At 64.2% G+C, this 15,619-nt stretch carries 13 protein-coding genes; 9 read left to right on the top strand and 4 right to left on the bottom strand.

Features of this window, described 5'->3' with window-relative positions:
• The first annotated feature begins 18 nt into the window (after positions 1-18).
• A complete protein-coding gene (locus RI444_RS03330; protein WP_206616249.1) occupies positions 19-855 on the top strand; it encodes a hydroxymethylpyrimidine/phosphomethylpyrimidine kinase in 837 nt (278 codons plus the stop codon).
• Positions 856-862: 7 nt separating this feature from the next.
• Here the strand turns inward: RI444_RS03330 and RI444_RS03325 are convergent, their stop codons facing one another.
• Positions 863-1,798: a cytochrome b/b6 domain-containing protein gene (locus tag RI444_RS03325; RefSeq protein WP_021471611.1), complete on the bottom strand. Its 936-nt coding sequence runs from the start codon at positions 1,796-1,798 to the stop codon at positions 863-865.
• A 233-nt stretch (positions 1,799-2,031) separates the two neighbouring features.
• Between RI444_RS03325 and RI444_RS03320 the strand changes: the two genes are divergently transcribed.
• The gene (locus RI444_RS03320; RefSeq protein ID WP_207605132.1) at positions 2,032-2,646 is read left to right on the top strand and encodes a TetR/AcrR family transcriptional regulator; all 615 of its coding nucleotides are present in this window, start codon (positions 2,032-2,034) and stop codon (positions 2,644-2,646) included.
• Positions 2,647-2,789: 143 nt separating this feature from the next.
• On the opposite strand, the gene RI444_RS03315 is transcribed toward RI444_RS03320, so the two are convergent.
• On the bottom strand, positions 2,790-4,304 hold the full coding sequence (locus RI444_RS03315; RefSeq protein ID WP_021471613.1) for an XRE family transcriptional regulator: 1,515 nt from the start codon (positions 4,302-4,304) through the stop codon (positions 2,790-2,792).
• 151 nt (positions 4,305-4,455) lie between these two features.
• On the opposite strand from RI444_RS03315, the gene aceA reads away from it, so the two are divergent.
• Both aceA and aceB read left to right on the top strand, forming a co-directional pair.
• Entirely contained in the window at positions 4,456-5,769 is a 1,314-nt protein-coding gene (gene aceA, locus RI444_RS03310; protein WP_021471614.1) for an isocitrate lyase, read from the top strand.
• Between the two features lie 147 nt (positions 5,770-5,916).
• Positions 5,917-7,569, top strand: coding sequence for a malate synthase A (gene aceB, locus RI444_RS03305; RefSeq protein ID WP_207605133.1), 1,653 nt, complete (start codon positions 5,917-5,919; stop codon positions 7,567-7,569).
• Between the two features lie 178 nt (positions 7,570-7,747).
• On the opposite strand, the gene RI444_RS03300 is transcribed toward aceB, so the two are convergent.
• On the bottom strand, positions 7,748-8,941 hold the full coding sequence (locus tag RI444_RS03300; RefSeq protein WP_207605134.1) for a CynX/NimT family MFS transporter: 1,194 nt from the start codon (positions 8,939-8,941) through the stop codon (positions 7,748-7,750).
• An 82-nt stretch (positions 8,942-9,023) separates the two neighbouring features.
• A complete protein-coding gene (locus RI444_RS03295) occupies positions 9,024-10,244 on the bottom strand; it encodes an ROK family transcriptional regulator (protein WP_062095110.1) in 1,221 nt (406 codons plus the stop codon).
• 183 nt (positions 10,245-10,427) lie between these two features.
• Here RI444_RS03295 and RI444_RS03290 point away from each other — a divergent pair, with 183 nt between their 5' ends.
• The 5 genes from RI444_RS03290 (at position 10,428) to RI444_RS03270 (ending at position 15,583) form a co-directional block, all read left to right on the top strand.
• On the top strand, positions 10,428-11,168 hold the full coding sequence (locus RI444_RS03290) for a sugar phosphate isomerase/epimerase family protein (RefSeq protein ID WP_207605135.1): 741 nt from the start codon (positions 10,428-10,430) through the stop codon (positions 11,166-11,168).
• Positions 11,165-12,307, top strand: a complete 1,143-nt coding sequence (locus tag RI444_RS03285) for a Gfo/Idh/MocA family oxidoreductase (protein WP_316963865.1) — start codon at positions 11,165-11,167, stop codon at positions 12,305-12,307. Before RI444_RS03290 ends, RI444_RS03285 begins: the two co-directional genes overlap by 4 nt.
• 45 nt (positions 12,308-12,352) lie before the next feature.
• A complete protein-coding gene (locus tag RI444_RS03280) occupies positions 12,353-13,678 on the top strand; it encodes an ABC transporter substrate-binding protein (RefSeq protein ID WP_021471620.1) in 1,326 nt (441 codons plus the stop codon).
• A gap of 62 nt (positions 13,679-13,740) precedes the next feature.
• Positions 13,741-14,751 (top strand): carbohydrate ABC transporter permease, encoded by a 1,011-nt coding sequence (locus tag RI444_RS03275; RefSeq protein WP_083261938.1) that lies wholly within the window; start codon positions 13,741-13,743, stop codon positions 14,749-14,751.
• Positions 14,744-15,583, top strand: coding sequence for a carbohydrate ABC transporter permease (locus tag RI444_RS03270; RefSeq protein ID WP_021471622.1), 840 nt, complete (start codon positions 14,744-14,746; stop codon positions 15,581-15,583). The genes RI444_RS03275 and RI444_RS03270 overlap by 8 nt, the downstream gene beginning before the upstream one ends.
• The last annotated feature ends 36 nt before the right edge of the window (positions 15,584-15,619 follow it).

Raw genomic sequence — 15,619 nt, 5'->3', positions numbered from 1 at the left:
GCTGGCAAAATGGAAACCATGACTTCTGCCGCTGCCCCTGCCATTGCATTGACCATCGCCGGCTCGGAAGCGACCGGCGGCGCCGGTGCGCAAGCCGACCTCAAGACGTTCCAGGAACTCGGAGTTTTCGGCATCGTCAACCTGACGTGCATCGTTTCGTTCGATCCCAAGGACAACTGGAACCACCGTTTTGTCCCGGTGGACCAGCAAGTGATTGCGGACCAGTTGGAAGCCACGACGGCGGCCTACGGTGCCGCTTCCGGCGCACCTTCGGTGTTGGACACCGTGAAGATCGGCATGTTGGGAAGCCCGGCAACCATCAGCACCGTGGAGAAGGCGCTGTCCGACGGCGCATTCAGCAGCATCATCCTGGACCCGGTCCTGATCTGCAAAGGCCAGGAGCCCGGACACGCGCTGGACACGGACCAGGCCTTGAAGGCGCAGATCCTCCCGCTGGCCACGTTTGTCACACCGAACCATTTCGAGGCCGAATCCCTCTCCGGCCTCACCATCACCGACGAAGAGTCCCTCAAGGCCGCCGCCATCCGCATCCATGAGCTCAGCGGCGCCGCCGTGCTCGCCAAAGGCGGGGTGCGGCTGGAAGGTGCTGACGCCGTCGACGTTTTCTACGACGGCCGGACGCTGGAAGTCCTGCGTGCACCGAAGGTGGGCGAGGTCGCGGTGTCCGGTGCGGGCTGTTCGCTGGCCGCCGCCGTGACGGCGGAGCTGGCCAAGGGTGCGTCGCCGCTCGAGGCGGCCCGTACAGCCAAGGCGTTCGTGACCGAGGGAATCCGCAACCGCGTAGCGTCCGGGGCGCCGTTTGATGCCTTGTGGCAGGGCGGTGCGCTGAGCTAGCGCTGGCCTAGCGGTTGGTAACCTTGCCCATCAGCGACGCGATCGGGCGAAGGAACAGGGGCCGGGCAAGGAACCAGGCCGCAGCCGTGACCACGATGGACGCTGCGAAGACCGCGAAGCCCCACCAACTGTTGGCGTCGTCCGTGGAGGCGTACATGTGGTTGAGGTTCCGCAGGGCACCCGTGGCCAGGACCAACGTCACGTGGACGATCACGAACGCTACGAAGTAGATCATCACCGGGAAGTGGACCTTGCGGGCAGCTTCAATGGGGTAGAACTTGTTGACCGCTGCCTTCTTGGGCCACGCCCCGGACATGCGGATGCCGGTAATGATGGCCAGCGGCGCCGCGATGAAGACCGTGATGAAGTAGGTCAGCAGCTGCAAGGCGTTGTAGTTGACCCAACCGTTTTCCAGCGGCCAGTTCAGCGACGCGTACTGGAGGCCGGCCGAAACCGCGTTCGGGAAGACGTCCCAGCTGGTGGGCACAATCCGCATCCACTGGCCTGTGGCGAACAGCAGCACAATAAAAATCAGGCCGTTGAGCACCCACAGCGCATCCAGCGTCAAGTGGAACCACAGGTCCAGGCTGATCTTGGTGGGAGCGTTCCTGGTCTTGATGAAGCCCTTGTTGTTCCGCGTCCAGTAACCCGGCGGCCGCGTAGTGGTGCGCACCTGCCAACCGGAGCGGATGATCAGGACGATGAAGAACATGTTGAGGAAGTGTTGCCAGCCCAGCCACGCCGGGAGCCCCGTCGGTGCGCCCTCGGGCAGCTCCGAGTGTCCCGGATAGTCCGTCAGGAATTGCTTCACCGGTTCCAGCGTGCGGAGCCACTGTGCCACGAGCACCAGGATCAGCGCGATGACCAAAGCCACCACGGTGACGGCGACGGGCTTGAACCACCTGTTCGACGTGATCCCGGACGACTTGCTTGAAACGGACATCAGGCCGCGTTCCTCTCTGGCTTGTTGGCGTGCGACCAGTTGGCGCTCTCATAGCGATTCAACCAGTTGCTGCCCGACGGCGAAAACGGCGCCTGGCCCGCAGGGCGCCTTGGGCGTTAAAAATCGCAGCATTCGGACACATAGCGCAATACTTATTTTCTAGAACGGACTTCCAGAATTATTTACTGTAATTTGGGGTTGGTCAAGGATTCAGGCTGTCCCGGGGAGGCTCGATGGTTCGGAAAACCTCCGACGCCGCAGTCCATTCCGGCTCCTGGCAGTGGTCCCGGACAGCGACCACCCAACGCAAGCTGCTGGACGCGGCCGCTGCGGTCTTCAGCGAACTGGGCTTCACGGACGCCGGCATCTCGGACATCGTCACGCGGGCCGGGTCCAGTGTCGGAAGCCTCTACCATCACTTCGGTGGCAAGACAGAGCTCTTCCTTGCCGTCTGGGACGACTACCAAAACGAACACGAACGGCTGGTGGCGGCCGCCGTCGCCAAGGCCCGGAAGTCCGGCGAAAACGATCCCTTGGCGCTCTTCGACGTCGGCAGCCGCACGTACTTCGACTACACCTGGAAGCACCGCGCGCTGGAACGCGTCTTCTTTGAGGGCGACGCTCCCCCCGGCTTCGAGGTCCTGCGTCGCGAGCGCGGGCGGGAATGGGTGCGCCAGAATTCGGTCCTTCTCGGAACGGCCGAGGACACTTTGGGCCGCCTCACCGTCGCGGTGATCACCGACATCATCACGGTTGCCGGCCACGAGGTCGCCTTGAGTGCCACCAAGAAGGAAGCGGACGACGTCGTTGATGCTGCGGCAGTCCTGGTGGCGCGGCTGGTTCGTTAGCCGCCGTCCTGCGCCGTGATCGCGGGAAACCGCCGTCCTGCGCCGTGATCGCGGGAAACCGCCAAGGACCCCCGGAAACTTCCAGCGTCACCGCAGGGTTGCCGCGAACTCGCCGGAGTCCCGTTAGCGCGCGGAGGCCCCGCTCAACGCGCGGAGTGCGCCGCCAGGAAGCTGTACACCTCGGTCTCATCCACGCCCGGGAACGCGCCCGGGGGCATCGCGGCCAGCAGGTGCGAATGGGCCCGGGCGGACGGCCAGGCGTTGCCGGCCCACTCGTTGGCCAGTTCGGCCGGTGGCCGCTTGCAGCAGTTCGGATCCGGGCAATTGGAGGTGGCCCTGGCCGTGGTCTCCCGCCCGCGGAACCACTTCACGTGCTGGTAAGGCACCCCGATGCTGAGCGAAAACTCGCCGGCGGCGGAACGCTCGGTCCGCGCCGTGCACCAGTACGTGCCGGAGGGAGTGTCCGTGTACTGGCTGTAGGCGCTGAACTTGTCCGGTACGTCGAACACCGCTCGGGACGTCCACGCCTTGCACGACGGCTGCCCCTCAATGGCGCCGGTGTGGTCCTGCGGGAAGGCGACGCCGTCGTTCTCGTAGGCCTTGTAGATGATCCCGGACTGGTGGGTTTTCTGGAAGTGGGTGGTGATGCCCAGGTGTTGGGTCGCCAGGTTGGTGAAACGGTGGGCCGCAGTTTCGTAGGACACCGCGAAAGCGTCCCGGATGTCCTCCACGGCGATCTCCTTGGCGGCCTTGGCCTTCAGCAGGAAATCCAACGTTGCCTGCTCCGGCAGCAGCAATGCCGCCGCAAAGTAGTTGGTGGCCACTCTCTGCGCCAGGAAGTCACCGTAGTTCTTGGGAGTCCCGTGCCCCAGGACGTAGTGCCCCAGCGCCTGCAGCAGGACCGACCGGGGATCGTGGTCCTGCCGCTGGTTCTGCGTTAGGTAAATTCTGCGGTTCTTCAAATCGGTCACGGACCGGGTGGAATGCGGCAGGTCGCTGACGTGGTGCAGTGAGAATCCAAGGTTCTCGGCGATGTCCGCGATGACGTGCTGGCTCAACGGCCCGGAGGTGTAGCCCACGCCCTTGAGGACCTTCTGCGCCTCGGCCTCGTACTCGGGGAAATAGTTACCGCGCTCGCGCATCATGGCACGCAACTCGCCGTTCGCGCGGCGGGCTTCTTCCGGCGTCGCGGCTTGCTCGTTGAGCTTGCGTTCGAGTTCCTGAAGCAGCCCGACCTGCGCCTCCAGAACCTCCAACGGAAGCCGCGAACTGATGCGGATTTTTGGCAGGTTCAAGGACTCGTACAGCGGTCCGCGCTGGTACCGCTCCAGCTCGATTTCCAGGGCGGCGCGGCGGCTTGGCGGCTCAGCTCCGAGCAGTTGGTCGATGCTCACGTTCAACGCGGAGGCAAGGTGTTGCAGCAGCCCCAGCTTGGGCTCGCGTTTGCCGTTTTCGATCAGGCTCAGTTGGCTCGGCGCGGTCCCGACGGCGGCACTCAGGTCATCGAGCGTCAGGCCGGCTTGCTTGCGCAGGTGGCGCACGCGGCGGCCAAGGCTGATCACGTCCAGTTCGGGGGACGTAGGGGACGACGACGGCGACGCGACTTCGCGGCTCCAGCTCACAGGCGACATTTCTTGAGAATACGCGAAGAACTGCATTTCTTTCCAGAGGATTTATCTAGAAAGAGCTTGGAAAGTGCAGAAAAGTAGTTCTCACGAAAAGAAATACAGACCCCGGGTGAGCCGGCCGAAGCAGCAAGGACGCAGCGGAGGCCGGCCCGGGAGCCGCTTGGATACGAGGAGACATGCAATGACCGCATCGTTTGAACCAGAGTTGACCGCTGAGCAGCAGGCCGCGGCGCTGGAACTTGAATGGTCCGCCAACCCGCGCTGGGAGGGCGTCACCCGTGATTACTCGGCTGCCGACGTCGTCCGCCTCCGTGGTCGCGTCTCCGAAGAGCACACCCTGGCCCGCCGCGGTTCGGAAAAGCTCTGGAAGCAGCTCACCGAGGAAGCACCCACCGGCGGCTACACCAACGCCCTCGGCGCCCTGACCGGCAACCAGGCAGTACAGCAGGTCAAGGCAGGCCTGCGCGCCATCTACCTTTCGGGTTGGCAGGTCGCCGCTGACGCCAACCTCTCCGGTCACACCTACCCGGATCAGTCGCTCTACCCGGCCAACTCGGTTCCGCAGGTTGTGCGCCGGATCAACAACGCGCTGCTGCGTGCCGACCAGATCGAGTACGCCGAGGGCATCAAGACTGTTGAGGACTGGCTGGTCCCGATCGTGGCCGACGCCGAGGCCGGTTTCGGTGGCCCGCTGAACGCCTACGAACTCATGAAATCCATGATTACCGCAGGCGCCTCGGGTGTTCACTGGGAGGACCAGCTCGCTTCGGAGAAGAAGTGCGGCCACCTCGGCGGCAAGGTCCTGATCCCCACCCAGCAGCACATCCGGACCCTCAACGCAGCCCGCCTGGCTGCCGACGTCGCCGGCACCCCCACGGTGGTCATCGCCCGCACCGACGCCGAGGCCGCAACCCTGATCACCTCCGATGTTGACGAACGCGACCGCGAATTCATCACCGGAGAACGCACGGCCGAGGGCTTCTACAAGGTCCGCAACGGCATCGAGCCCTGCATCGCCCGTGCCAAGGCCTACGCTCCGTACTCCGACCTGATCTGGATGGAGACGGGCACCCCGGACCTGGAACTGGCCCGCAAGTTCGCCGAAGCCGTCAAGGCCGAGTACCCGGACCAGATGCTTTCCTACAACTGCTCGCCGTCGTTCAACTGGCGTAAGCACCTGGACGACGCCACCATAGCCAAGTTCCAGCGCGAACTCGGCGCCATGGGCTTCACGTTCCAGTTCATCACCCTGGCCGGCTTCCACGCCCTGAACTACTCGATGTTCGACCTCGCCCACGGCTACGCCCGCGAAGGCATGAGCGCCTACGTCGAGCTCCAGGAAAAGGAATTCGCCTCCGAATCCCGCGGCTACACCGCTACCAAGCACCAGCGCGAAGTCGGCACCGGCTACTTCGACGACATCGCCACAGCGCTCAACCCGAACGCTTCCACCCTCGCCTTGGTCGGATCGACCGAAGAAGGCCAATTCCACTAATCCCCAGCCGCCCCCTCCGCTCGCAAGCTCGCGAGGGAACCCGGCGGCCGTGGGCCCACTTTCCCAACTAGATGGCAGTAGTGGTTGTTCTGAACGTTCAGAACAACCACTACCGCCAGTCAGTTGGTTCCTGAAGGGACAACTCCAATGAACAGCTTCACCGACAACTTCACCATCAACGGCATCACTTTGACTGCGCAGCCCATTTGCCGGCAGGGCGAGGTCCTGACTCCGGACGCGCTTGAGTTTGTCGGCAAGCTGCACCGGGCCACCGCCGAGCGCCGGCACGAACTCATGCAGGCACGGCACGCACGCCGCAACGCAATCTCCTCCGGCCAGGATCCGCGCTTCCTGCCGCAGACCGAGGGCATCCGGAATGACCCGTCGTGGCGGGTGGCTCCCCCGGCCCCGGGCCTGGAGGACCGTCGCGTGGAGATCACGGGTCCTGTGGATAAGAAGATGACCATCAACGCCCTGAACTCGGGGGCGAAGGTGTGGCTGGCGGACATGGAAGACTCCTCCACTCCGACGTGGCGCAACGTCATCCAGGGCCAGCTCAACCTGACTGACGCTTTGGAGCGCCGGATCGACTTCACAACCCCCGAAGGCAAGGAATACAAGCTCAAGGCCGCCGAGGACCTGCCCACCATCGTGGTCCGGCCCCGTGGCTGGCACCTGCCGGAGAAGCACATGCTGATCGATGGCAAGCCGATCGCCGGCGGCATCGTGGACTTCGGGCTGTACTTCTTCCACAACGCCCGCCGCCTCCTGGCCCAGGGCAAGGGCCCTTACTTCTACCTGCCCAAGATCGAGAACCACCTCGAAGCACGGCTCTGGAACGACATCTTCATCCTGGCCCAGGACCTGCTGGGCATCCCGCAAGGAACCATCCGGGCCACGGTGCTGATCGAAACCATCACCGCCGCGTTCGAAATGGAGGAGATCCTCTACGAACTCCGCGACCACGCGTCCGGTCTCAACGCCGGCCGGTGGGACTACATCTTCTCCCTGATCAAGAACTTCCGTACCCGCGGGCCGCGTTTCGTCCTGCCGGACCGCGGGCAGGTGACCATGACCCAGCCGTTCATGCGCGCCTACACCGAACAGCTGGTCCGGGCCTGCCACCGCCGCGGCGCCATGGCAATCGGGGGCATGGCGGCAGCAGTACCGAACCGCAAGGACGAGGCAGCCAACACCGCGTCCTTCGAGAAGGTCCGTGCGGATAAGACCCGCGAAGCCAACGACGGTTTTGACGGTTCCTGGGTGGCCCATCCGGACCTGGTACCGGTGTGCCGCGAAGTCTTCGACTCGGTGCTCGGCGAGGCGCCCAACCAGCTCACCAAGAGCCGCGAAGACGTGACCCCGGATGACCGCGCCTTGATCGACATCGCCAGCACCCAGGGCACCATCACCGAGGCCGGCATCCGCCAGAACATCGAGGTGGGCATCCGCTACATCGAGTCCTGGCTCCGGGGCAACGGCGCAGTGGCCATCCACAACCTCATGGAAGACGCCGCCACTGCCGAGATCTCCCGCTCCCAGCTCTGGCAGTGGATCCACTCCCACGCCATCACCGAACACGGCGATATCATCTCCCGCGAATGGGTCCAGGACATGCTGGATGAGGAATTCGCCCGCCTGGAACGCTTCGACGGAGACCGCTTCGCAGACGCCCGCAGCATCTTCGAAGAAGTCACCCTCACGGAAGAGTTCCCCACGTTCCTGACCATCCCGGCGTACGCCCGCTACCTCACCGAGGCCCGGGAAGAAGCGACGGCTGAAGAACTCGTCGCCGCCTAGGAGCAGCAACGCCTGGGAACGACAAACCGAAAGCCCCGACGCTGGGCTGCCTGCACTCTTCGCAACAAGTGACCCCGAAGGCCGGGGAGGCAGCCCAGCACCGGAAAAACCACCCATCTGGGTCGCAGTTAAGCACGTTTTGAGGGCTCAGAACGTGCTTAACTGCGACCCAGTTGGGCTAAGGCTGGCGGGCGACCCAGCGCACCGACAGCGTGGTGCACACACAGAACGCGAGGACCGAGCCGAGGATGACCAGCAGCGGCGCGGTCCACCCTGCGGACACGTCATGGACGTAGCCAACGATTGTGGGAGCAAGCGCGGCAAAGCAGTAGCCAACGCCCTGCACGACGGCGGACATCTTGCCGGCCGAGGCCTGGTCGCGGGCGAACCTGATGACGGCAATGAAGATCACCGTGATGCCGCCACCCTGGGCTACTCCGCCTATCGAGGACCAGAGCCACCACAGCTGCGGGGCCAGCAGCAGGCCCACGGGAACGCTCAGCCACAGCGCGCTCAAGGTGACCGCGACCGTCGTCGTACTGGTGAAGCGGGCCAGGAGCGGAACGCCCAGGCCGCCCACAATCGCGAAGATCTGGAACAGCGAGGACCCTGCGCCGGCCTCGGCGGTACCCATCCCGAGTTCATCCGACAGGAAGCTGGGCAGCCACGCCGTGACGCCGTAATAGGAGAACGCCTGCCCGGCGAAGCCAACAGTCAGCCCGGCTATCAGCCATCGGACGCCGGCCACCCGTCCGGAACCCGACGGCGGAGCAGCGGGCACGGGCGCCGGAACCAGGGCGCGGCGGACACCAACGGTAGGAATCCAAAACACGATCGCCGCCAGCGCCAGCAGGGCGCTGGCGGCGAGGGACAACCGCCAGCCCAGCAGATCCGCGAGCGGCGCAGTGATCACGGACGTCAGGAACGAGCCGATGTTCAACGCCGCGGTGTAGACGCCCATGGCCGTGGCTTGCCTGCGTGGGGCGAAGTCGCGACGGATGATCAAGGGCACTGCGATGTTGCCGATGGTGATGGCGACGCCGATGAGCACCGTACCCACCATCACGGGCACGCCTCCCCCGCTGGAGCGCACCACAACGCCGGCCAGCACTCCCAGCAGGGTAAGCATGACGGCGAATTCGGCCCCGAAGCGCCGTCCGGCGAGGGATGCCAGTGGGGATGCGAGCGAGAAGCACAGCACGGGAATGCCGGTCAGCAAGCCCAACTCGACCGGCGAGAATCCAAGGTCCATGCGCAGCGAGTCCACCACCGGCGCAACGGCAACGAACGGCCCGCGCATGTTGAGGGCGATGAGTCCGATGCAGGCAAGGATCAACCAACCGCGCGGAACTTTGGCAAGCAATTGGTTCACGGAACGGGCCGCAGGATCTCAGGAAACGTTTTCATCAGTTTCATTGCTATCACGGCGCCGCCCAGCCCCGAAAAAAGACGGCTCAGCCGGTTGCCTGCAGCGTGGCTTCGATCACCGCGGGAGACAGGACATACTGGGTAACCATCTGGCTCGCGCCCAGGATGGCAGCGCGGTCCCCGGCCATGGAGATGCCGATCCGCAGGTGGGTGGTGGCCAGCGGCAGGGAACGCCTGTACACGACCTCGCGGATACCGGCCACGAGATGTTCCCCGGCCTCGCCGACGCTGCCGCCGATCACGATCATGGACGGGTTCAGCAGGTTGACCACCGTGGCCAGGACATCCCCGACGTCTCGCCCCGCCTGCCGCAGGGCCTGGATCGCTTGCAGGTTCCCCTCACCGACCAGCCGCAACACATCGGCGCCGGTTGACGCGTCCAGACCAAGTTCGTGGAGTTGGCGCGCGACGGCGGGACCTGAGGCCAGCGCTTCGAGGCACCCGTAGTTGCCGCAACGGCACAGCACCTCGTCGCCGCGGGGTACGCGGACGTGGCCCAGGTCCCCGGCGGTTCCGTTGGCGCCGCGCTGCAGCTCTCCGCTGCTGATGATGCCGGCACCGATGCCCGTGGCCACCTTGATGAACAGGAAGTTCTCGTGCTCCGGCCAGTAAGCGGTCCGTTCGCCGAGCGCCATGATGTTCACGTCGTTGTCCACCAAAACCGGGACAGGCAGCGAGCGCTGGACGTAAGGGACGACGTCGAACCCGTCCCAACCCGGCATGATCGGCGGCTTCACCGGCCGGCCGGTGTCGTGTTCCACGGGTCCGGGCAAGCCAATGCCCATGCCGGCGAGGTCGCCCATTTCCCGTCCTGCCTCGGCGAGCAGTTCCTTGCCTGCGGCTATGACGCGCCCGAGCACGATGTCCGGGCCGTCGGAGACGTCTTGCTTGAGCCGCTGCTCGGCGAGGATTTTCCCTCCGAGGTCCGTGACCGCAACAATCACGTGCGTGGCGCCGACGTCGACAGCCAGGACCACGCGGGCGGCCGGGTTGAAGGCAAAGCGCGACGGCGGGCGCCCGCCACTGGAGCTTGCCTCGCCCGCGGGTCCTACGAGCCCGGAGCTGATGAGTGCGTCGATGCGGGACGCAACGGTGGAGCGCGCGAGTCCGGTGGTCAGCGCGAGTTCGGCGCGGGTGCGGGCCTGCCCGTCACGGAGCAGCTGGAAGAGGTCACCAGCGCGGGAAAGACTTCCGGCCTCCGGCGCAGAGGGCTCTTTTCCGGCGTCGTTCGCGGGGGCTGAAGTCATGAATCAGTGATAGCACGGATGGTTATGCGTGTCACGCGGCAAAAGAACGCCGACGTATTTTCAACTTTTGCTTGACGCTCGGCAAAAGTCCCCCTAGGTTGTGAGGTACAGCACATCACGACCGCAAATGGTGGTTATCACCAGGGTCGATCTGCGCTCAAACCACAACGACGAGGAGAGACAGTGTCATACTCGATCCAGCTCTACACGGTCCGGAAGGCCCTGGAAGAGGATCTTGCTGGAACCATCCAACGTTTGGCTGACATCGGGTTCACCATGGTGGAGCCCTACCGGTTCGTTGCCAAGGCAGCGGAACTCAAGAAAGCACTTGCCGAAAACAACCTCACTGCACCCTCCGGGCACGCTCCCCTGCTGAGCGATGACCAGGACGCCATCTTCGAAGCGGCCCGGCAGCTGGGAATCGGCACCGTGATCGATCCGCACGTTCCGATCGAGCGCTGGAACAGCATCGAAGACATCAAAGCCACCGCAGAACAGCTCAACGCGGCCGCGGCCAAAGGCGCGGAATACGGCGTCCGCGTGGGCTATCACAACCACTGGTGGGAAGTTGAGTCCGTCATTGACGGAAAAACCGTCATTGAACACCTTGCCGACAACCTCGCTCCCGAAGTGGTCCTGGAACTGGACACGTACTGGGCCGCAGTGGGCGGACAGGATCCGGCCGAACTCCTGGCCAAACTCGGTGACCGCGTGAAGTTCATCCACATCAAGGACGGTCCCGTCACCTCCGACCCCTCCAGCCAACTGGCGGTCGGCGACGGAAAGATGCCCATCTGGGACGTCCTCGCAGCAGCAGGTTCCCTGGAAGCCGGCGTTGTTGAACTCGACGACTTCCAGGGCGACATGTTCGAGGCCGTCCGCGACAGCTACAACTACCTCAGCGCAGGAAAGGTCTCCGCATGAGCCACGCCGCAGGAGCAGCGTTCGGTCCACTGGGTTCAGGTCCCGTGGGAGTCGGCATCATCGGTGCCGGCGTCATCAGCAAGCAGTACCTGGACAACCTCACCAGCTTCCCCGATGTACGGGTCCTCGCCATCGGCGACCTGTTCGAGGAAGCAGCGGCAGCCCGGGCTGCCGAATACGGAATTCCCGCCCACGGAGGTGTGGACGCCGTCCTCGGCCATCCTGAGGTCGAAATCGTCATCAACCTGACCATTCCTGCTGCCCACGTCGAGGTGGCTACCCTCGCCGTCAACGCCGGCAAGCACGTGTGGAGCGAGAAGCCCTTCTCCTTGGACCGGGAAAGCGGGCTTGGCCTGCTGAAGGCCGCGGACGCTGCCGGTGTACGCCTTGGCTGTGCTCCCGACACCTTCCTCGGTGCCGGGCTGCAGACGGCGCGGCGGATGATCGAGCGCGGAGACATCGGCACCCCGCTGACCGCCCTGACCCTGATGCAGTCACCGGGACCTGAGTCATGGCAGCCCAACCCGGCCTTCCTCTTCCAGGACGGCGCCGGACCCCTCTTCGACATCGGCCCTTACTACCTCACAACGCTGGTGCAGACCTTCGGCAGCATCCGCCGCGTGGCCGCCTTCGGATCCAAGTCCCGCGAATCGCGCATCATCGGTTCCGGGCCCAGGGCCGGGGAAAGCTTCGAGGTCACGGTCCCCACGCATGTCAGCTCCATCCTCGAGTTCGAGGGCGGCGAGTCCGCCCAGAGCATTTTCAGCTTCGACTCACCGCTGAAACGCGCCGGGTTCGTCGAGATCACGGGCACCGAAGCCACCATCGCCTTCCCGGACCCGAACATGTTCGACGGCGACGTCAGGATTTGCACCCTTGGCTCTGACGACTGGACGGTAGTGCCCTCCGTGGGTTCCACCGCCAGCCGGGGTGCGGGAGTTTTGGAGATGGCCCGGGCAATCCGTGAAGGCCGTCCCCACCGGGCCCAGGGTGAACTCGCGTTCCACATCCTGGACACCATGGCTTCCATCTCGGAGTCGATCGATAACCGCGCCTTTGTGGATGTGGAAAGTTCCGCAGCCAAGGTACCGGCCCTCCCCGAGGACTGGGACCCCACCGCAGCAACCCTTTCGGCCTGATCCCATCCCCTCAGGCAACTCGACGACGAGAAAACCGGAGCAACAATGAAGAACCCCCTGAAAGTCCTATCGGCGCTGACGGCCACGGCCGCGCTCGCATTGGGCATGACCGCGTGTGGCGGCGGAGATAATACGCAGGCCTCCTCCGACACCATCACGTACTGGGCGTCGGACCAGGGCAACAGCCTTGACGACACCGCAGCAAAGCTGAAGCCCAGCCTGGACCGCTTCACGGAGAAGACAGGAGTCAAGGTCAAGCTGGAAGTCATCGGCTGGACCGACCTTTACAACCGCATCCTGACGGCTGTCACCAGCGGCGACGGTCCGGATGTCCTCAATATCGGCAACACGTGGGCCGTGACGCTGCAGGAGACGGGTGCTTTCGAGCCCGTGGAAGGTGAGCTCCTGGACGCGATCGGCGGCAAGGACCGCTTCCTGCAGACCAGCTGGTCCACCGGTGGAGCCGAGGGCAAGACGCCCACGTCCATCCCGCTCTACGGCTTGGCGTACAACATGTACTACAACACGAAGATGTTCAAGGAAGCAGGCATCGAAAAGCCTCCTGTGACCTGGGAAGAATTTGTCGCTGACGCCAAGAAGCTGACCAAGGACACCAACGGCGACGGCAAGCCGGACCAGTGGGGCTTCACCGCTGCCGGCGCATCTGTTTCCGCCAACTCCCACCAGGCCTTTATCCGCGGCCTGCAGAACGGCGGCACGCTCTTCGACAAGGACGGCAAGCCGACGTTCGACAGCGATCCGCAGGTGGCTGGTGTCAAGCAGTGGGTCGACCTGATGGCAGTGGACAAGGTGATGTCGCCGTCGGACGCCGAACTTAGCCAGGGCGCCCAGAAGGTGGACAACCTCATCAACGGCAAGGCAGCCATGATGTTCGACCAGAGCCCGCTGAAGAACTTCGCCGCACGCGACTTCAAGGACTGGGGCGTAGCCCCCGTCCCCATGATGACCGCCGACGCGACGGGCGACCGCGCCACCCAAAGCCACGTGGCCGGTATCAACCTGAGTGTGTTCAAGAACAGCAAGAACAAGGCGAACGCCATCAAGCTTGCCGCGTTCCTGACCAGCGATGAGGAGCAGGTTGCCCTGAACAAGGCATACTCCTCCCTGCCGGTGGTGACCGAAGCCTCCAAGGACGCTGCGTTCCAGACCGAGGAGGTCAAGGCCAAGAACGATGCCCTGGCCAACCACTCCCTGCCCATGCCGCTGATCGCGAAGGAAGGGCAGATGGAGACCCTCACGGGTACCGCGATCAAGAACCTCTTTGCCAAGGCAGCAACCGGAACTGTTTCCGAAGACGACATCAAGGCGGCCCTGAAGGACGCCAACAACCAGATGGCCGCGGCCCAGTAACGACGCCTCGCGGGCGGGGGCACCACTGCCGGTGGTGCCCCCGCTCCGGCAAAGGAGTTTCGATGTCCCACTCAACGCTGGACAGCGGCAAGACCGCTGCAGGCAGCACCAACGCTGCCAATCCTGAGCCCGGCGGGCCAGCCACCGCCGCGCCTGCGCCCCGGAAGCGGCGCCGTTCCTTCCTCCCCTACGGCCTGATCGCCCCGGCCGCCCTCCTTGAACTCCTGATCCACATCGGCCCCATGCTCCTGGGTGTCTGGATCGCTTTCATCTCCCTGACCCAGCTGAACCTGACCAACTGGCTCAACGCCCCGTTCGTCGGCCTGCAGAACTTCATCAACGGCCTGAACCCGGAAAGCACCATTGGTCAGGCCTTCTTCAGCACCGTGGGCCGCACCCTGGGCTACACCATCCTGGTGGTGGGCTTCTCCTGGGTCCTGGGCATGGCCGGCGCAGTGTTCCTCTCCTCCAATTTCAAGGGCCGCGCCATCCTGCGGACCTTCTTCCTGGTCCCCTACGCCCTTCCTGCGTACGTCGGAACCATCGCCTGGGCCTTCATGTTCAACCAGCGCGACGGTGCCGTGAACCAGATCCTGGTGGACACACTCCACCTCTTCGGCGACGAACGGCCCTTCTGGCTCCTGGGTGAAAACTCCTTCGGCGCCATGGTGATCGTCAACGTCTGGCAGCTGTGGCCTTTCGCGTTCCTGATGCTCATGGCCGCCCTGCAAAACGTGCCCAACGACGTCTACGAGGCAGCAGCCATTGACGGCGCAACCCTGTGGCAGCAGTTCCGCACCATCACCCTGCCCATGGTGCGCCCGGCCAACGGCGTGCTCCTCATGGTGATGTCGCTGTGGACCTTCAACCAGTTCAACATTCCGTTCGTCCTCTTCGGTGCCACGTCGCCGAAGGAAGCCACACTCATCTCGCCGCTGATCTACCAGAACTCGTTCGGCAGCTGGAACTTCGGCCTGGGCGGAGCCATGAGCGTCCTGCTGCTGATCGCCCTGTTCATCGCTTCTGTCTTCTACATCCGCATGGTGCTGCCCAAGGGAGCCGACAATGATTGAGACCCGCAACTTCCGGATCCTGAGGAACGTGGTCCTGACCATCCTGTCCCTCTGGGTCGCCGTACCGCTGTTCGTCGTAGTGTCCACCTCCTTGAAGCCGCTGAAGGACGTTTCCGGCCTTTTCCAGTGGATCCCCCGCGAAATCACGCTCGCTCCGTACTTTGATATCTGGACCACCGTGCCGTTGGCCAAGTACTTCCAGAACAGCCTCATCATCACCATCGCCGCCACTGCGTTCTCCGTAACAGTCGCTGTGTTGGCGGCCTACGCGATCGCGAGGCTGCCGTTCAAGGGCAAGCGCGTTTTCAGCCTGACCGTCCTGTCCACCCAGATGTTCCCCGGCATCCTGTTCCTGCTCCCGCTGTACCTGATCTTCACCCAGATCCGGAACATCACCGGACTGCAGCTCCAGGGTTCCTACCTCGGGTTGATCATCACCTACATGACGTTCACCCTGCCGTTCGCCATCTGGATGCTCAGCGGGTACTTTGCTTCCATTCCCAAGGAGTTGGAGGAAGCATCCATGATCGACGGCACGGGAAGGATGGGCGCGCTGTTCCGCGTGATCCTTCCGGTGGCCAAGCCGGGCATCATCGCCGTCGCGGTCTACTCATTCATTTCGGCATGGGGCGAAGTCTTGTTCGCCTCGGTCCTGACCAATGAGGCCACCAAGACGCTGTCCCTCGGTTTGAAGGCCTATGCCAGCGAATCCGACGTGTTCTGGAACCAGCTCATGGCCGCATCGGTCGTGGTCAGCCTGCCGGTCCTCATCGGATTCATCCTGGTCCAGCGGCACCTGGTGGCCGGCCTCTCAGCGGGCGCCGTCAAGTAGCAACGACCATCTCCGGGGCCGGGAGTCCTCCCGGCC

Origin of the sequence: Paenarthrobacter sp. AT5 (assembly GCF_032764245.1) — a bacterium.
Taxonomy (GTDB): Bacteria; Actinomycetota; Actinomycetes; order Actinomycetales; family Micrococcaceae; genus Arthrobacter; species Arthrobacter ureafaciens.
The sequence above is the reverse complement of the archived record's forward strand: the minus strand, read 5'-3'. Positions and strand labels throughout refer to the sequence as shown.

What these genes read in the sequence shown, in the direction of transcription:
- RI444_RS03330 (WP_206616249.1), top strand. Translation starts at nt 19, where the DNA reads ATGACTTCTGCCGCTGCCCCTGCCATTGCATTGACCATCGCCGGCTCG.
- RI444_RS03325 (WP_021471611.1), bottom strand. Translation starts at nt 1,798, where the DNA reads ATGTCCGTTTCAAGCAAGTCGTCCGGGATCACGTCGAACAGGTGGTTC.
- RI444_RS03320 (WP_207605132.1), top strand. Translation starts at nt 2,032, where the DNA reads ATGGTTCGGAAAACCTCCGACGCCGCAGTCCATTCCGGCTCCTGGCAG.
- RI444_RS03315 (WP_021471613.1), bottom strand. Translation starts at nt 4,304, where the DNA reads ATGCAGTTCTTCGCGTATTCTCAAGAAATGTCGCCTGTGAGCTGGAGC.
- aceA (WP_021471614.1), top strand. Translation starts at nt 4,456, where the DNA reads ATGACCGCATCGTTTGAACCAGAGTTGACCGCTGAGCAGCAGGCCGCG.
- aceB (WP_207605133.1), top strand. Translation starts at nt 5,917, where the DNA reads ATGAACAGCTTCACCGACAACTTCACCATCAACGGCATCACTTTGACT.
- RI444_RS03295 (WP_062095110.1), bottom strand. Translation starts at nt 10,244, where the DNA reads ATGACTTCAGCCCCCGCGAACGACGCCGGAAAAGAGCCCTCTGCGCCG.
- RI444_RS03285 (WP_316963865.1), top strand. Translation starts at nt 11,165, where the DNA reads ATGAGCCACGCCGCAGGAGCAGCGTTCGGTCCACTGGGTTCAGGTCCC.
- RI444_RS03280 (WP_021471620.1), top strand. Translation starts at nt 12,353, where the DNA reads ATGAAGAACCCCCTGAAAGTCCTATCGGCGCTGACGGCCACGGCCGCG.
- RI444_RS03275 (WP_083261938.1), top strand. Translation starts at nt 13,741, where the DNA reads ATGTCCCACTCAACGCTGGACAGCGGCAAGACCGCTGCAGGCAGCACC.
- RI444_RS03270 (WP_021471622.1), top strand. Translation starts at nt 14,744, where the DNA reads ATGATTGAGACCCGCAACTTCCGGATCCTGAGGAACGTGGTCCTGACC.